The organism is Microbacterium sp. B35-04, assembly GCF_010634885.1.
GTDB lineage: Bacteria > Actinomycetota > Actinomycetes > Actinomycetales > Microbacteriaceae > Microbacterium.
In genome coordinates this window covers 1-13,501 of sequence record NZ_MWLP01000055.1, presented here as the reverse complement: position 1 = coordinate 13,501, position 13,501 = coordinate 1, and the positions used below count along the sequence as shown (strand labels likewise).

The following is a 13,501-nucleotide window of genomic DNA, read 5'->3' as shown; positions in this document are numbered from 1 at the left end:
GTGGGGTGGTGGTGCTCCCCGCTCAACGACCGGGGAACTCCCGGCGGGCGGGGAACTCGCCTCCTCGGGATGAAACGGGTCAGCCGCCGGTCATGGTGCGGGCGATCTGCGTCGCCGAGTCACCGGCGCGCTTGAGCACGAGCGCCACCAGGGCGAGGGCGACGAGCGTCAGCAGCAGCATGATGGTCGACACTGCGGCGATCTCGGGGCGGAGGCCCGAGCGCAGCGCGCTCAGCACGTACACCGGCCACGGCGTCGTGCCCGACACCTGCACGAACGCCGCGACGATCGTGTTGTCGAGGCTCAGCGTGAACGCCAGCAGGAAGCCGGCGAGCACCGCCGGCATCGCCAGCGCGAGCGTGATGCGGCGGAACGTGGTGAACGGCTTCGCGTACAGGTCGGCGGATGCCTCTTCGAGGTTCATGTCCTGACCCACCAGGCGGGCGCGCACGATGTACGACACCACGGCGGTGGCGAACAGCGAAGAGCCCACCGACAGGCGCACGATGCCGTCGTTGAAGAGCGAGATGCCCAGATCCTGGCCGAGGAACACCATCCAGGGGAGCAGCGCCACGGCGTCGACGATCTCGGGTGTCACCGACACCAGCAGCAGCAGCCCCAGGAACCACCACACCCACTTGCCCGGGTGGCGGGCCATCGCGATGCCGGCGAGGGTGCCGAGCACGGTCGCGATGACGGCGGCGATGAGCGCCGTGATGAGCGACACCCGCACCGCACTCTGGATGGCCGGCTTCGCGAGGATCGTGCCGAAGGCGTCGAATCCGAAGCCGTCCCACGACACCAGCAGGCGTCCGGTGTTGAAGGAGTAGATCACGATCACGATGATCGGCAGGAAGAGGAAGAGCATCACGGCGATGCCCCACACGGTGAAGGCGACATCCGACCACGACTTCCGTGCGCGTCGGCGCGGCGCGGAGGGCCGAACGGCCGCGCGAGCCCGGGACTGCAGAATCGTCTCAGTGTCGGTCTGAACATCCGTAGAGAGCGTCACGTCGTCACCTCCAGAGCGGCCGCGGGCGCGGCATCCGTCTTCGCCGTCTCGGCCACCGGCCCCAGCACCAGCCGGCTGCGCGAGCGGAACGGCAGCGCGACGAGCCAGATGATCACCGCGGCCACGCCGATCGTCAGCATGATCACGAGCATGAGCAGCACCGCCATCGCCGAGCCGAGCGCCCAGTTCTGGGCGGTCTGGAACTGGCTCGCGACGAGCTGGCCGACCATGTTGCCCTTCGCGCCGCCGAGCACGGTCGCGGTGATGTAGTCGCCCATCAGGGGGATGAACACCAGCAGCACGCCGGCGATGATGCCCGGCTGCGACAGCGGCAGCGTGACGCGCAGGAACGTGGCGGGCTTGCCGGCGCCGAGATCCTTCGACGCCTCGCGCAGGGCCGGGCCGACGCGGTCGAACGCGACGAACAGCGGCAGGATCATCAGCGGCAGGTAGTTGTAGACGACGCCGATGATGACCGCGGTGCGGGTGTACAGCAGATCGAGCGGACCGTCGAGCACGCCGATGCCCTGCAGCAGCGATGACAGCCAGCCCTCGGGCGCGAGGATCACCTGCCAGCCGATCGTGCGTACCAGGAAGTTCGTCCAGAACGGCACCAGCACCAGGGCGATGAGGATGCCGCGGCGCTCCGGTTTGACCTTGAACGCCATCCAGTACGCGACCGGCGCCCCGATCAGGAAGCAGAGCACGGTGCCGATCACACCGACCCACAGGGTGTTCTGGAACGTCGCGAAGAACGTCGGCGAGAAGGCCTCGACGTATCGGTCGAAAGACAGGATGTCGTTGGCGTGACTGCCGAAGACCCCGGGCTTGTAGCCGAAGCTGAACCACACCACCATCGCCACCGGAGCGACGAAGAAGAGCAGGAGCCATGCCCACGCCGGAACGGCGAGCGCGGCTCCTGCGGCACGACTACGCACCGGCGGCAGCCTTCACCTCGTTGTAGATCGAGACGCGGGTGGTCTGCGAGTCGTTGAGCTCCTGCTCGTGCATCGTCTCGAGCTGCTCGGGTGTGAAGAAGATCATGTCGGCCAGGTCGAGGCCGCTCTCCTCCGCCGCCGACTCCATGTCCTTGCCGCCCACGTTGTAGCCGATGTAGTCGAGGTTGAGCATGAGATTCTCGGGCGTCATCGAGTAGTCGATGAACGCATGTGCCGCCTCGGGGTGCGGCGCTCCCGCGGCGATGGCCCAGTTGTCCATCCACAGCTCGGTCACCGGGCCGGGGAGCACCCACTGCCAGCGCTCCGGCTCGCTCGACTCCATGAGACCGAGCCGCGCGTCGCCGTTCCACGCCTGCATCAGCACCTGCGTGCCCTGAGGGATCGCGTTGGTGCCCGGATAGGAGTCGAACGCCGAGATGTGCGGCGCGATCTCCTCGACGAGGAACTTGCGGCACGCCTCGAGCTCGTCGGGGTCCTCGGTGTTCCAGTCGAGGTCGTTGGCCCAGAAGTAGGCGCCGATGATCCCGGCGGGGTCGTCGGACATCGCCGTCTTGCCGCTCGCCTCGTTCTGGGCGGCGTCGAAGAAGTCGGCCCACGTGGTGAGCTCGCGCGTGATGACGGTCTTGTCGTAGACGTACCCGGTCGTTCCCCATGCCTTGCAGACCGAGTAGTCGTTGCCCGGGTCCCACGCGCGGCCGAGGAAGGCCGGGTCCATGTTGGACATGTTGGGCAGAAGCTCCTTGTTGAACTTCGTCAGCAGGCCGTTCTCGATCATCTGCGGGATGAAGACGCCGGTCGGCACGACGATGTCGTAGCCGGACGTGCCCTTCGCGGCGACGAGCTTCGCGATGAGCTCCTCGTTCGAGGAGTAGGAGTCGAGCGTGACCTTCGGACCGAGCTCGGCGGTGAAGCCCTCGACGACGTCCGGCGAGTCGTAGTCGCCCCACGTGTAGACCGAGACGTCTCCCTCGAGGTCCCCGCCGGTCGCTTGCGGGGCGGGCGCCCCGCTGCCGCCCGGCGCACACGCGGCGAGCACGGTGGCCCCGCCCGCGAGCGCGGCGAAGCTCAGGAAGCGGCGCCGCGAGAGCTCGCGCACGATCGCGGGTGCGGCAGCCTCGGGGGCGAGGATGCGGAGCGGGGTACGAGGCTGGGTCATCGGGTACTCCAGGTCGGGTCGAGAGCCGGGAAGGCGGATGCCGCGGCTGCAGGGCGTGCGTCGGGTGCGTCGTGCGTCGGTGCTGTGTGCGTCGGGTCGGGTCGGGCGTGTGGTGCGGATCAGGTGGAGCTGTGCGGGTGGAGCGTGCGTTTCGGGGAGCGGCGATCAGGCCGTCGGGGGCGCGATGTAGCCGCCCTCCTCGGCGGCCGCGGCGTCGGCGGCGGGGAACAGCAGCACGTGGTGCGCCGCCCACGTGCAGACCACGGGGTCGCCGACGGAGAGCGCCGGTGCCTCCGGCGTCGGGCGCCGCACGATGAGACTCTGGTCGGGGCCGAGTCGCACCAGGTACTGCATCGTGTCGCCGAGGTGCGACACCCCGATCAGCTCTCCGCGGGCCGCGTTCGCCTCGGAAAGGCTCGCGCCGGCGCCTGCGCAGGCCCCCGTGCCTGAGCCCGATCCGGTCCCTGAGCCTGTCGAAGGGTCCTTGTCGATCCGGATGAACTCGGGCCGCACGGCGGCCTCGCCGAGGTTCGTGCTGGTGAGCACGGGAGAGGTGGCACGCACCAGCGCGTGGGGCGAGGTGATCGCCGCGCCGGCTTCGGCGGCGGGGCCGCGGAAGAAGTTCTGCTGGCCGACGAACGCCGCGACGTAGGCCGAGGCCGGGCGGGCGTACACGGTGTCGGCATCGGCGAGCTGCTCGATGCAGCCCGCGCGCATGATCGCGATGCGGTCGCTCATCGACAGTGCCTCGCCCTGGTCGTGGGTCACGAAGACGAATGTGATGCCCAGGCGCGACTGCAGCAGCTTCAGCTCGAGCTGCATCTCTTCGCGCAGCTGACGGTCGAGGGCTCCGAGCGGCTCGTCGAGGAGCAGCACCGCGGGGCGGTTGACCAGGGCCCGGGCGAGCGCGATGCGCTGCTGCTGCCCACCCGACAGCTGCGTGGGCTTGCGGTCGCCGAACCGCCGCATCTGCACCATGTCGAGCGCCTGGGTCACGCGCTCGCGCACCTCGGACTTCGGGGTGCGACGCTGCTGCAGTCCGTACGCGACGTTCTCGGCGACCGACAGATGCGGGAACAGCGCGTAGGCCTGGAAGACCGTGTTGACGTCCCGCTTGTACGGCGGTGCGGCGAGCACCGAGCGTCCCGAGATGCGGATGTCGCCGGCATCCGGCCGCTCGAAGCCCGCGATCATGCGCAGCGTGGTCGTCTTGCCGCAGCCGGACGGCCCCAGCAGCGAGATGAACTCGCCCGGCTGGATCGTCAGCGACAGGTCGTCGACGGCGACCTGATCGCCGTAGTACTTCGTGATCCCCGACAGGATGACGGACCCGCGCGCGTCCTCGCTCTCGGTGGGAACCTGCTCCGCCGCTGCGGTCGCCGTGCCTGTGGACATCGTCACCTCGTGAGGGTCCTTCTGGTCGCTGGCCGCGCAACGCTGCACGGCCGTTCGGGTGTGTCACGTATTCAATATCGCCCCCCGGCGACCCGCAATGCGCCCCGGACCGAACCAGACGATTCGCGGTGCCGGCGGGGGGCGGCGCGACAGTTCGTCCGGACTTGTGTGACGGCCAGGGAACCGCGATGTTTCAACGATGGACGCGTCGCGTCGGACGGATGCCTCGACCCGGCGCGACACTTCGTCCGCCGCGCATCGTGATGAAAGCGTGCTGCAAGCCGCCTCAGCGCTGGCAGACCGGGCACCAGAAGACGATCCGCTCGCGGGTGGGATCGGCGCCCAGGCTTCCGCCCCGGATGAGCGTGCCGCACCGCCGGCACGGCCGGCCCTCGCGGCGGTAGACCCACGTCGAACGCCCGGGGCGCTCGTCGCCGGTGAACGTGCGGCCCGACCGGTTGCGGTTGGCGCGGATCATCCGGGCTCCGAGATCCACGATGGCCGCGGCATCCGTCTCGTTCGCGGGTGTCGTCGGAAGGATGCCGCGGACGAAGAGGATCTCGTTGACGTACTCGTTGCCGAACCCGGCGATGCTGCGCTGGTCCTGGAGGGCGACGTGCACGGCGCGCGGGTCGGCGGCGAGCCGCAGGGCGGCCTCGACCGGGTCCCACGAATCTGAGAGCGGATCGGGGCCGAGGTAGCCGACCAGGTCGTCCTCGTCGGCGGTCGGCACCACCTTGATGTCCGCGAGGTCGAAGCCGACCGTCTCCCACTCGGTGCCGTCCAGCGCGGTGGCGCCGATCACGGCGCGGGCGCGGAATCCCGGTGCCCGCCACCGGTCGCCGCGGCGGTAGACGTGCCATTCGCCCTCCATCTTGAGGTGGGTGTGCAGCGTCCATGATCCGATGCGATGGAGCAGATGCTTGCCGCGCGAGACCACGCCGTGCACGACCTCGCCGCGCAGGTCGATCGTGGCCGCCTGCGGGACGCGCAGCTCGAAGCGCGTCACGGTCGCGCCGGCCAGCGCGGCGTCGAGGCGCCGGGCGGTGCGGAAGACGGTGTCCCCCTCAGGCACGGGCGCCCTCGCGCCCCGGTCCCTGAGCCTGTCGAAGGGCGTCGCCCGCGGTGAGCCGCCGCAGCGTGAGTCCGCGCGGAGACTCGACGAAACCGGCGTCCCTGAGCGCACGTCCGACGGCAGTGCCGTACACGAACACACCGTTGACCTGCTCGATCGTCAGGGTGTCGAGCCGTCGCACGCGGGCCGTCGCAGCGAGGTCGCGCGTGGCAGCGGCCAGCACGGCCTCCTCGCCGGTGAAGGCGAGCGCAGACTTGCCGCCGCGCTCGAGGTACAGCGCGAGGGCACCGTCGACCAGCACGACGAGCGCGCCCGCCTTGCGTCCCGGACGATGACTGACACCTTCGAGCCCCGGCCATGCGAGCGCGGCGCCGTACGGATTCGCGGGGTCGGTGGCGGCGAGCGTGACGGCGCGCAGCGGCGGCGGATCGGACAGCCCGGCGAACTCGCGCAGGCGGTCGACCGTCGCGGATGCCGCGAACTGCGCCGCACCGAGCTGCTCGATGACGTACCCGCGCCGGCAGTGCCCGGCCTCTTCGAAGCCGGCCAGCACGCGGTACGTCTGCGCGAATCCGCCCGGCACGCCCTCGGACTGCACCGCGCCGCGCGTCACGACACCGTAGCGGTCGAGCAGCAGGCTCGCCGTCGCGGTCGCCCGCAGGGCCGCATCCGGCTCGGCGGCCGGCAGCAGCGACCATCGCCCGCCGATCGCGGGGGGACGGGCGGGGACGGATGCCGCGACCGACCGCACTGCGGCGCCCCGGTACAGGCGCGCCCGAGGGGTGCGCCGGCTCACCCGGTGCGCCTGCGAACCACCCGAGACGAGCCCGCGGACGGGGGCGAACGTGTCGTTCGTGATCCGCCCTGCCCAGGTGAGCCGCCACAGCGCGTCGACGACGGACTGCTCGTTGTCGGCGCCCGTGGTCTGGCGCAGTTGCGCGGCGAAGTACGCACCGCCGCCTTCGAGCGCGGCGAGCAGCTGGGCGTCGAGGGATCCCGGCGCGATCTCGTCGGCATCGTCGGGCAGGGTGAGCGTGAGCGGCACGGTATCCGCCGGATGCAGCGCGATCCAGCCGTCGCGGCCGGGCAGGCTGCCATGGCCCGACCAGATCACCTCGCCGGTGGCGGTCAGCTCGTCGAGCATCCCCGGCGTGTAGTCGGCGACGCGCGCCGGCAGCACGAGCGACTCCCAGGCGCTCGCCGGGATCGGCACGCCGGCGAGCTGCTCGACGACCGCCGCGACGCCGTCGATCCCCTCGAGCGGCCGGGTGGCGTGCTGCCACACCGGCAGGAACCGGGCGTAGGCGTGCTGCGGCACGGGCTCGACGCTGCCCCGGATCGCGGCGAGCGAGCGCATCCGCAGCCGGCGCAGCACCTCGGTGTCGCACCACTCCGCCTCGTCGCCGCGTGACTCGGCTCTCGCGGGCGCCGCCTCGGGCAGGAAGAACCCACTGGTGACGCGGCCCTGGGACTCGAGGCGCTGCAGGGTGTGGCGTGCGACGGCGACGCCGATGCCGAGCCGGTCGGCTGCGGCATCCGCCCGGAAAGGCCCGTGGGTGCGCGCGTACCGGGCGATCAGGTCGCCGAGCGGGTCGGCGACGGGCTCGAGGAACGCCGTGGGAATGCCGACGGGCAGCGCCACGCCGAGGCCGTCGCGCAGGCGTCCGGTGTCTTCGATCGCGGCGACCCGGGTCGCCCCGGCGATGGTCACCCGGATCGCGCGACGCGCCGTGACCAGCGCATCGAGCAGAGCGGATGCCTCGCCCTCTGTCGCGTGCTCGAGGTCGCTCGTGGGCTCGGGGCGTTTCGTCTCGATCGCTGGCACTCCCTCGCTCAACGACCGGGAATCAGGTTCGGTCGTGGAGCGAGCGGAGCGAGACGAAACGCCTCTGACGCCGTCGCCGTCGGCCTCCAGCCGCGCGGCGGCCTCGCTCGCATCGAGGGGGCCGAGCAGGCGCAGCAGGTCGGCGACTCCCTCGAGTCCGCGCGCGCGACGCTCGGGATCGAGGCGCTGCGCCTCGCGCTCGAACTGCGCGATGATGTCGGGGTCGAGAAGCTCGCGCATCTCGACCTTGCCGAGCAGCTCCGACAGCAGCGCCGGATCGACGGACAGGGCGGCAGCCCGTCGCTCGGCCAGCGGCGAATCGCCCTCGTACATGAAGGCGCCGACGTAGCCGAACAGCAGGTCGCGCGCGAACGGCGAGGGCTGCGCGGGCTCGGTCTCGATGAGGCGGATGCGGCGTTCGCCGATGCCGCGCATGAGACGGAGGAGTGCGGGCACGTCGTAGACGTCCTGCAGGACCTCGCGCAGCGTCTCGAGGATGATCGGGAACGTCGGGTAGCGGCGGGCCACCTCGAGCAGCTGGGCCGACCGCTGCCGCTGCTGCCACAGCGGCGTCCGCTTGCCGGGGTTGCGCCGCGGCATGAGCAGCGCGCGCGCCGCGCACTCGCGGAACCGCGAGGCGAACAGCGCCGAGCCCCCGACCTCCTCGGTCACGATCTGGTCGAGCTCGTCGGGGTCGAAGACGAAGAGGTCGGCGCCCGGAGGCTCGGCCGTGGCATCCGGAATCCGGGCGATGATGCCGTCGTCGCTCGCCACCGCGGAGCCGTCGACCCCCAGCCGCTCGCGGATGCGCGCGTTGACAGCCAGCGCCCACGGCGCGTGCACCTGCATGCCGTACGGGGAGTGGAGGATGACGCGCCAGTCGCCGACCTCGTCGCGCCCGCGCTCGACGGTCAGCTGACGGTCGGTGGGCAGGGTGCCGGTGGCCTCGCGCTGCTCGGCGAGGTAGGCCAGCAGATTGTCTTGCGCGTACTCGTCCAGCCCGGCGTCGTGCAGGCGGGACTCGGCCTTCTCGGGCTTCGCCGTCGACACCTCTCGCGAGAACTTTCCGAGCGCTTCGCCGAGCTCGGCGGGGCGGCCGATGCCGTCGCCGTGCCAGAACGGCACCTTGCCGGGCTGCCCGAAGGCGGGGACGACGTTGACACGGTCGTGGGTGATCTCGACGATGCGCCAGCTCGTCGTGCCGAGGGTGAACACGTCGTTGACCCGCGACTCGTAGACCATCTCCTCGTCGAGCTCTCCGACCCGCGCGTTCTGCGACTCGCCCGCGATGAAGACGCCGAACAGACCCCGGTCGGGGATCGTGCCGCCGCTGGTCACGGCGATGTGCTGCGCGCCCGGGCGCCCGGTGAGCACGCCGAGGTCGCGGTCCCAGATGACGCGGGGACGCAGCTCGGCGAACTCGTCGGACGGGAACCGCCCGGCGATGAGGTCGAGCGTCGCCTCGTACGCCGACCGGGGGAGCGACCGGAACGGGGCGCTGCGCTTGAGCGTCTCGTACCAGCCTTCGACGTCGACGGGGGCGACCGCGGCGGCGGCCACCGTCTGCTGCGCGAGGATGTCGAGCGGGTTCTGCGGGATCGTGATCGCCTCGATCTGCCCGGCGAGCATCCGCTCGGTGACGATCGCGGTGTGCAGCACGTCCCCACGGTGCTTGGGGAACAGCGCCGCGCGGCTGACCTCGCCCACCTGGTGGCCGGCGCGGCCGATGCGCTGCAGACCGGATGCTGCGCTGGGCGGCGCCTCGACTTGGATGACGAGGTCCACGGCGCCCATGTCGATGCCGAGCTCGAGGCTCGACGTCGCGACGACGCAGCGCAGGACGCCCGACTTCAGCTCTTCTTCGACCTGCGCTCGCTGCTCCTTCGACACCGAGCCGTGGTGCGCCTTGGCCAGCACGGGGTCGGCGCCCGCCGTCGCGCCCGCCTGGGCCATCATCGCTGCGGGAACGTGCTGCTCGGGGAGGTCGAGGCCGAGACGCTCGGAGTAGATCTCGTTGAGCCGCCCTGTCAGCCGCTCGGCGAGGCGGCGGGAATTGCAGAACACGATCGTCGAGCGGTGCAGGAGGATGCGATCGACGATCGCCTCTTCGACGTGCGGCCACACCGAACCGGTCATCTCGGTCTCGCCCGCTCCGGACGCACGTCGGTCAGACCCGGCGGCTTTTGAACCGCCGTCGGCGAACCAGTCCTCGTCGATCGCCTCCTCGGGGCTGTCGGCGGCAGTGGCCGCGGCATCCGGAGCCGTCCACGCCTCGGCGTCGGACGCATACGGGCTCGGGGGCGGCGGCGGATTGAGCATGTCGCCGATCGGCACGACGACCTTCATGTCGAACGACTTGGTCGCGCGCGGGGCGACGATCTCGACCGGCTCCGCGCCGCCCAGGAACCGGGCGACCTCGTCGATCGGCCGCACCGTCGCCGACAGGCCGATGCGCTGCGCCGGTGGGGCGTCGGGCGCGAACGAGCGGCGCAGCGCGTCGAGCCGCTCGAGGCTCACCGCGAGATGGGCACCCCGCTTGGTGGCGGCGACCGCATGCACCTCGTCGACGATCACCGTGTGCACGTCGCGCAGCGTCTCGCCGGTCCGGCTCGTCAGCATGAGGTACAGCGACTCGGGGGTGGTGATGAGGATGTCGGGCGGGCGCTGCACGAGCTTGCGCCGGTCGCCTGCGGGCGTGTCACCCGAGCGCACCCCCACCGTGACGTCGGGCACCGTGAGACCGAGGCGCCGCGCCGACTGTCCGATACCGACGAGGGGGGAGCGGAGGTTGCGCTCGACGTCGACGCCCAGCGCCTTGAGCGGCGAGATGTAGAGGATCCGGGTCGCGGGGGCGGCGGCATCCCTCATCTTCTTTTCCCGTCCGGCCGGTGCCACGGATGCCGGAGCCGCCGCCTTGTCGTGGAAGATGCGGTCGATCGCCCACAGGAACGCCGACAGCGTCTTGCCCGAGCCGGTCGGCGCGACCACGAGAGCGTGCTTGCCGGCCGAGATCGCCTTCCACGCGCCCTTCTGAGCGTCGGTGGGGGCGTGGAAGGCGCCGCGGAACCAGTCCTGCGTGGCAGGACCGAACCGCTCGAGCACGTCGCCCATCACTCCATCTTCGTCGTGATCGCCGACATCCGGCCAGGCCGCGGGGGAGCCGGTCGCGTAAGATCGGTGCTCGCGTGTTCCCCCGCACGCGTTCACCGCCCGAGGATCCCGATGGAGTCGACGCCCTCGAGCGTGCCGGACACCCCGGCGGCGCTCACCCCTACGGCCACCCCCACAGCCGACGATGCGTCCTGGGTGCGCTCGCGACGGGTGCACACCTTCGCCCTCGGAGCACTCGTGGGCGCCTTGGCCCTCTCGCTCGTGGTCGTGGTCACCGCGGTGTTCGCGGCGGTGCAGGGTCAGCGTTCACCGCTGCCTGCGGATCCCGCACCGGTCGCGGAGACGCGCGTTACGCCGCGGCCCACCACGCCGGCCCCGACGCCGATGCTCACTCCCACTCCGACGGCCCCGCCCGCCGAGACCGAGACGGATCCCGCGGTCGAGGCGCAGACCTCCGAGCCCGTGGCCGTGCCAGTTCCGGTACCGGCGCCGACAGCGCCTCCGCCGACCGAGGAGGCTGACGCCTCCGATGACCCCGGCAACAGCGGCACCGCCCCGGGCCGCACCAAGGAGCCCAAGCGGCCCTGACCGCGGTCGCGTTCTCTCCCCCAGGGCGGGTACCGGAGGTCAGGTCCACGAGGTCCCTGACCGACGTCAGTTCTCGTCCGGCAAGAGGATCCACAGCAGCAGGTACATCAGGATCGAGACGCCGAAGAACACGGTCGACGCGACGGTGAGCACGCGTACCGGCACCACACTGCAGCCGAAGCGGTCCGCGATGCCCTGGCAGACCCCGGCGATGATGCGTCCCCGTCGGGGACGAACCAGGCGATGCATGGGTTCATCATCGCGTGGCGATTGTATCCGCGCCAGGGGTCGGCGAACGGCTGGTCACCGTCAGCGCTCGGACAGACCAGGATCCAGAGCAGGATGTAGGACCTACAGCGACAGACCGAAGAAGACGACGGCGCTGGTGCGTCCGAATCTTTGCGGAATCAGTGACTCTCCTGCGGTTCCGTCGATAGAGTCGCGGGACCCCTCGATGGAGATGCCGTGCGACGATCCCTTCCCCTCGCCCTTGCCGCCCTTGCCGTTCTCGGCACGCTCACCGCGTGCGCGCCGGCGGAGCCGCCTGAAGCGACCCCCACGCCGACCCATCATGCGACGCCGACGCCGACGCCGACGCCGACGCCTACGGAGGAGGCTCTCGTGGTCGGAGCCGGGGACAAACCACCGGTCCTGCTGGAGGGGGATTGCGCCGCAGCGCTGAGTCCGGCGGATCTGCTCTCGGTCACCGGCCTCGAGATGCAGCTCACCTCCTCCGACAGCGACGGCGACGTCGGTAATGCCGGTGGGCTCGGTTGCAGCTGGGATGCCGGAAGTTCGGCCGTGCGCGTCGAGATCCTGCCGCGTGCCGGACTCGATGGTGCAGAGTTCCCAGCAGATCAGGTGCCGTACTACTTCGAGGAATGCGATCCGCAGTGGGTCTGCTCCGGGCGTGCGGAGGCGGAAGACCTGTGGTTGAGCGCGTCGTTCCAATACTTCCCCGGGGCGGACCGCGCCGAGATCGACCGCTGGACGTCAGCCCTCGCGGACATCGTGTTCGAGAACGTTCGTGCCTCGGGCAGCGAGCCGTGGACACGCGACCGAACGGGATGGTGGTCCGCGATGGATTGCGCGGCCCTCGCGGACACGATGTCGGGCCTCCTCGATGCGATGTTCGCCGGGAACACCGGCGGGTACATCGATCCGCCGCTGCCCGGCGTGCTGATGGCGGCTCAAGCATCGAACTGGTCGAGCTGCTACCTCGTGGACGGAGCGCACACACTCGAGGTGGACTCAGCCGCCGGTCAGGCGTGGGTCCTGCCGAGCACGACCGAGGACGAGCCCTTCGACACCGGTGTGCCCGGGATCACCGCCTGGCGGGACTCCAGCTTCCAGTCGATGACGTCCGCGAGCTACGCGATGACCGACGGCGTGAACAGGCTCGGGGCGAACATCGCGACGGATGCGCCGTGGTCCGCGGACGACGCCGCGATCGCCCTCGCCCGCGCGGCGTCCGACTGGCGCTGACCGCCGTCTGGGCTCAGCCCTCGGACGGGACCAGGATCCAGAGCAGGATGTAGATCCACAGCGACAGACCGAAGAAGACGACGGCGAGCGCGGTGAGGATGCGCACGAGCGTCACGTTCCAGCCGAAGCGGTTGGCGACGGCGGCGCAGACGCCGGCGATCCATCGGCCCTGCTGAGGTCTCACGAGTGCGTTCATGAGTCCATCATCGTGCCACCTGCCTGCCGGGCGCAGGGGTGCAGACCCCCGGGATCCGAGGGGCGCTGGCCCGCGGCATCCGTCCCCTTCCAAGAGGCGGATGCCGCGCGCCGCCTCAGCGCTCGGTCACTCGCGCGTCAGTGTTCGTGCAGACGGCCGTCGCGGTCGATCTCGAGCACGAGGCCCACGCCGATGCGCTCGAGGAACGCGTCGTCGTGGCTCACCACGAGCACCGCGCCGCGGTAGGCGGCGATGGCCTCGACGAGCTGGTCGACCGTGTCGAGGTCGAGGTTGTTCGTCGGCTCGTCGAACACGAGCAGCTGCGGCGGCGGATCGGCGAGCATGAGCCGGGCGAGAGCCACCCGGAAGCGCTCGCCGCCCGACAGTGTCCCGACCGGGCGCGTGACGGCCGCCCCTCGGATGAGGAACCGCGCCAGGCGATTCCGCAGCTCGACGATCGTGACGCCGGGCGCGGACGGCGCGACGTTGTCGAGCACGGATGCCGCGTCATCGAGCCCGTCCACACGCTGAGGCAGGTACCCGACGCGGTCCGTGTGCAGCGTGCCGCGTGCAGAACTCCACCATCCCGGCGCCGAATCGCCCGACAGGGCGTCTCCGGGCTGATTCGGCTCGCGATCCGTGGAGTTCTGCAGGCCGGAACCCACCAGCCGCTCGAGCAGCGTCGTCTTGCCGGCGCCG

Annotated in this window: 11 protein-coding genes; 2 read left to right on the top strand and 9 right to left on the bottom strand. The window is 71.0% G+C overall.

The window, feature by feature from the left end; genetic code table 11:
• Positions 1 to 79: 79 nt before the first annotated feature.
• The 6 genes from B1729_RS13355 to B1729_RS13330 form a co-directional block, all read right to left on the bottom strand.
• On the bottom strand, positions 80 to 1,012 hold the full coding sequence (locus B1729_RS13355; protein ID WP_239539636.1) for an ABC transporter permease: 933 nt from the start codon (positions 1,010 to 1,012) through the stop codon (positions 80 to 82).
• On the bottom strand, positions 1,009 to 1,950 hold the full coding sequence (locus B1729_RS13350; RefSeq protein ID WP_163617678.1) for an ABC transporter permease: 942 nt from the start codon (positions 1,948 to 1,950) through the stop codon (positions 1,009 to 1,011). The genes B1729_RS13355 and B1729_RS13350 overlap by 4 nt, the downstream gene beginning before the upstream one ends.
• Entirely contained in the window at positions 1,943 to 3,127 is a 1,185-nt protein-coding gene (locus B1729_RS13345) for an extracellular solute-binding protein (protein WP_163617679.1), read from the bottom strand. Before B1729_RS13345 ends, B1729_RS13350 begins: the two co-directional genes overlap by 8 nt.
• Before the next feature lie 165 nt (positions 3,128 to 3,292).
• Entirely contained in the window at positions 3,293 to 4,522 is a 1,230-nt protein-coding gene (locus tag B1729_RS13340; protein ID WP_163633172.1) for an ABC transporter ATP-binding protein, read from the bottom strand.
• A gap of 286 nt (positions 4,523 to 4,808) precedes the next feature.
• A complete protein-coding gene (locus B1729_RS13335) occupies positions 4,809 to 5,597 on the bottom strand; it encodes an Fpg/Nei family DNA glycosylase (RefSeq protein WP_163633170.1) in 789 nt (262 codons plus the stop codon).
• Positions 5,590 to 10,533 (bottom strand): DEAD/DEAH box helicase, encoded by a 4,944-nt coding sequence (locus tag B1729_RS13330; protein WP_163633168.1) that lies wholly within the window; start codon positions 10,531 to 10,533, stop codon positions 5,590 to 5,592. The genes B1729_RS13335 and B1729_RS13330 overlap by 8 nt, the downstream gene beginning before the upstream one ends.
• Positions 10,534 to 10,644: 111 nt before the next feature.
• Here B1729_RS13330 and B1729_RS20895 point away from each other — a divergent pair, with 111 nt between their 5' ends.
• Complete coding sequence (locus B1729_RS20895; protein WP_163633166.1) at positions 10,645 to 11,121, top strand: hypothetical protein; 477 nt, start codon at positions 10,645 to 10,647, stop codon at positions 11,119 to 11,121.
• A gap of 66 nt (positions 11,122 to 11,187) precedes the next feature.
• On the opposite strand, the gene B1729_RS13320 is transcribed toward B1729_RS20895, so the two are convergent.
• Positions 11,188 to 11,370, bottom strand: coding sequence for a PspC domain-containing protein (locus B1729_RS13320; protein WP_163617683.1), 183 nt, complete (start codon positions 11,368 to 11,370; stop codon positions 11,188 to 11,190).
• Between the two features lie 216 nt (positions 11,371 to 11,586).
• On the opposite strand from B1729_RS13320, the gene B1729_RS13315 reads away from it, so the two are divergent.
• Positions 11,587 to 12,606, top strand: coding sequence for a hypothetical protein (locus B1729_RS13315; RefSeq protein WP_163633162.1), 1,020 nt, complete (start codon positions 11,587 to 11,589; stop codon positions 12,604 to 12,606).
• Positions 12,607 to 12,619: 13 nt separating this feature from the next.
• On the opposite strand, the gene B1729_RS13310 is transcribed toward B1729_RS13315, so the two are convergent.
• Positions 12,620 to 12,802 carry a PspC domain-containing protein gene (locus B1729_RS13310; RefSeq protein ID WP_163617685.1) on the bottom strand — a complete coding sequence of 61 codons (183 nt, stop codon included), beginning with the start codon at positions 12,800 to 12,802 and terminating at the stop codon, positions 12,620 to 12,622.
• Between the two features lie 137 nt (positions 12,803 to 12,939).
• Positions 12,940 to 13,501 (bottom strand): ATP-binding cassette domain-containing protein (locus B1729_RS13305; protein WP_163633164.1); only part of this gene is annotated, 562 nt, incomplete at its 5' end.

Bases quoted from the DNA above. Each gene is read 5' to 3' on its own strand.
- B1729_RS13345 (WP_163617679.1), bottom strand. From the start codon at position 3,127: ATGACCCAGCCTCGTACCCCGCTCCGCATCCTCGCCCCCGAGGCTGCC.
- B1729_RS13340 (WP_163633172.1), bottom strand. From the start codon at position 4,522: ATGTCCACAGGCACGGCGACCGCAGCGGCGGAGCAGGTTCCCACCGAG.
- B1729_RS13330 (WP_163633168.1), bottom strand. From the start codon at position 10,533: ATGGGCGACGTGCTCGAGCGGTTCGGTCCTGCCACGCAGGACTGGTTC.
- B1729_RS20895 (WP_163633166.1), top strand. From the start codon at position 10,645: ATGGAGTCGACGCCCTCGAGCGTGCCGGACACCCCGGCGGCGCTCACC.
- B1729_RS13320 (WP_163617683.1), bottom strand. From the start codon at position 11,370: ATGCATCGCCTGGTTCGTCCCCGACGGGGACGCATCATCGCCGGGGTC.
- B1729_RS13310 (WP_163617685.1), bottom strand. From the start codon at position 12,802: ATGAACGCACTCGTGAGACCTCAGCAGGGCCGATGGATCGCCGGCGTC.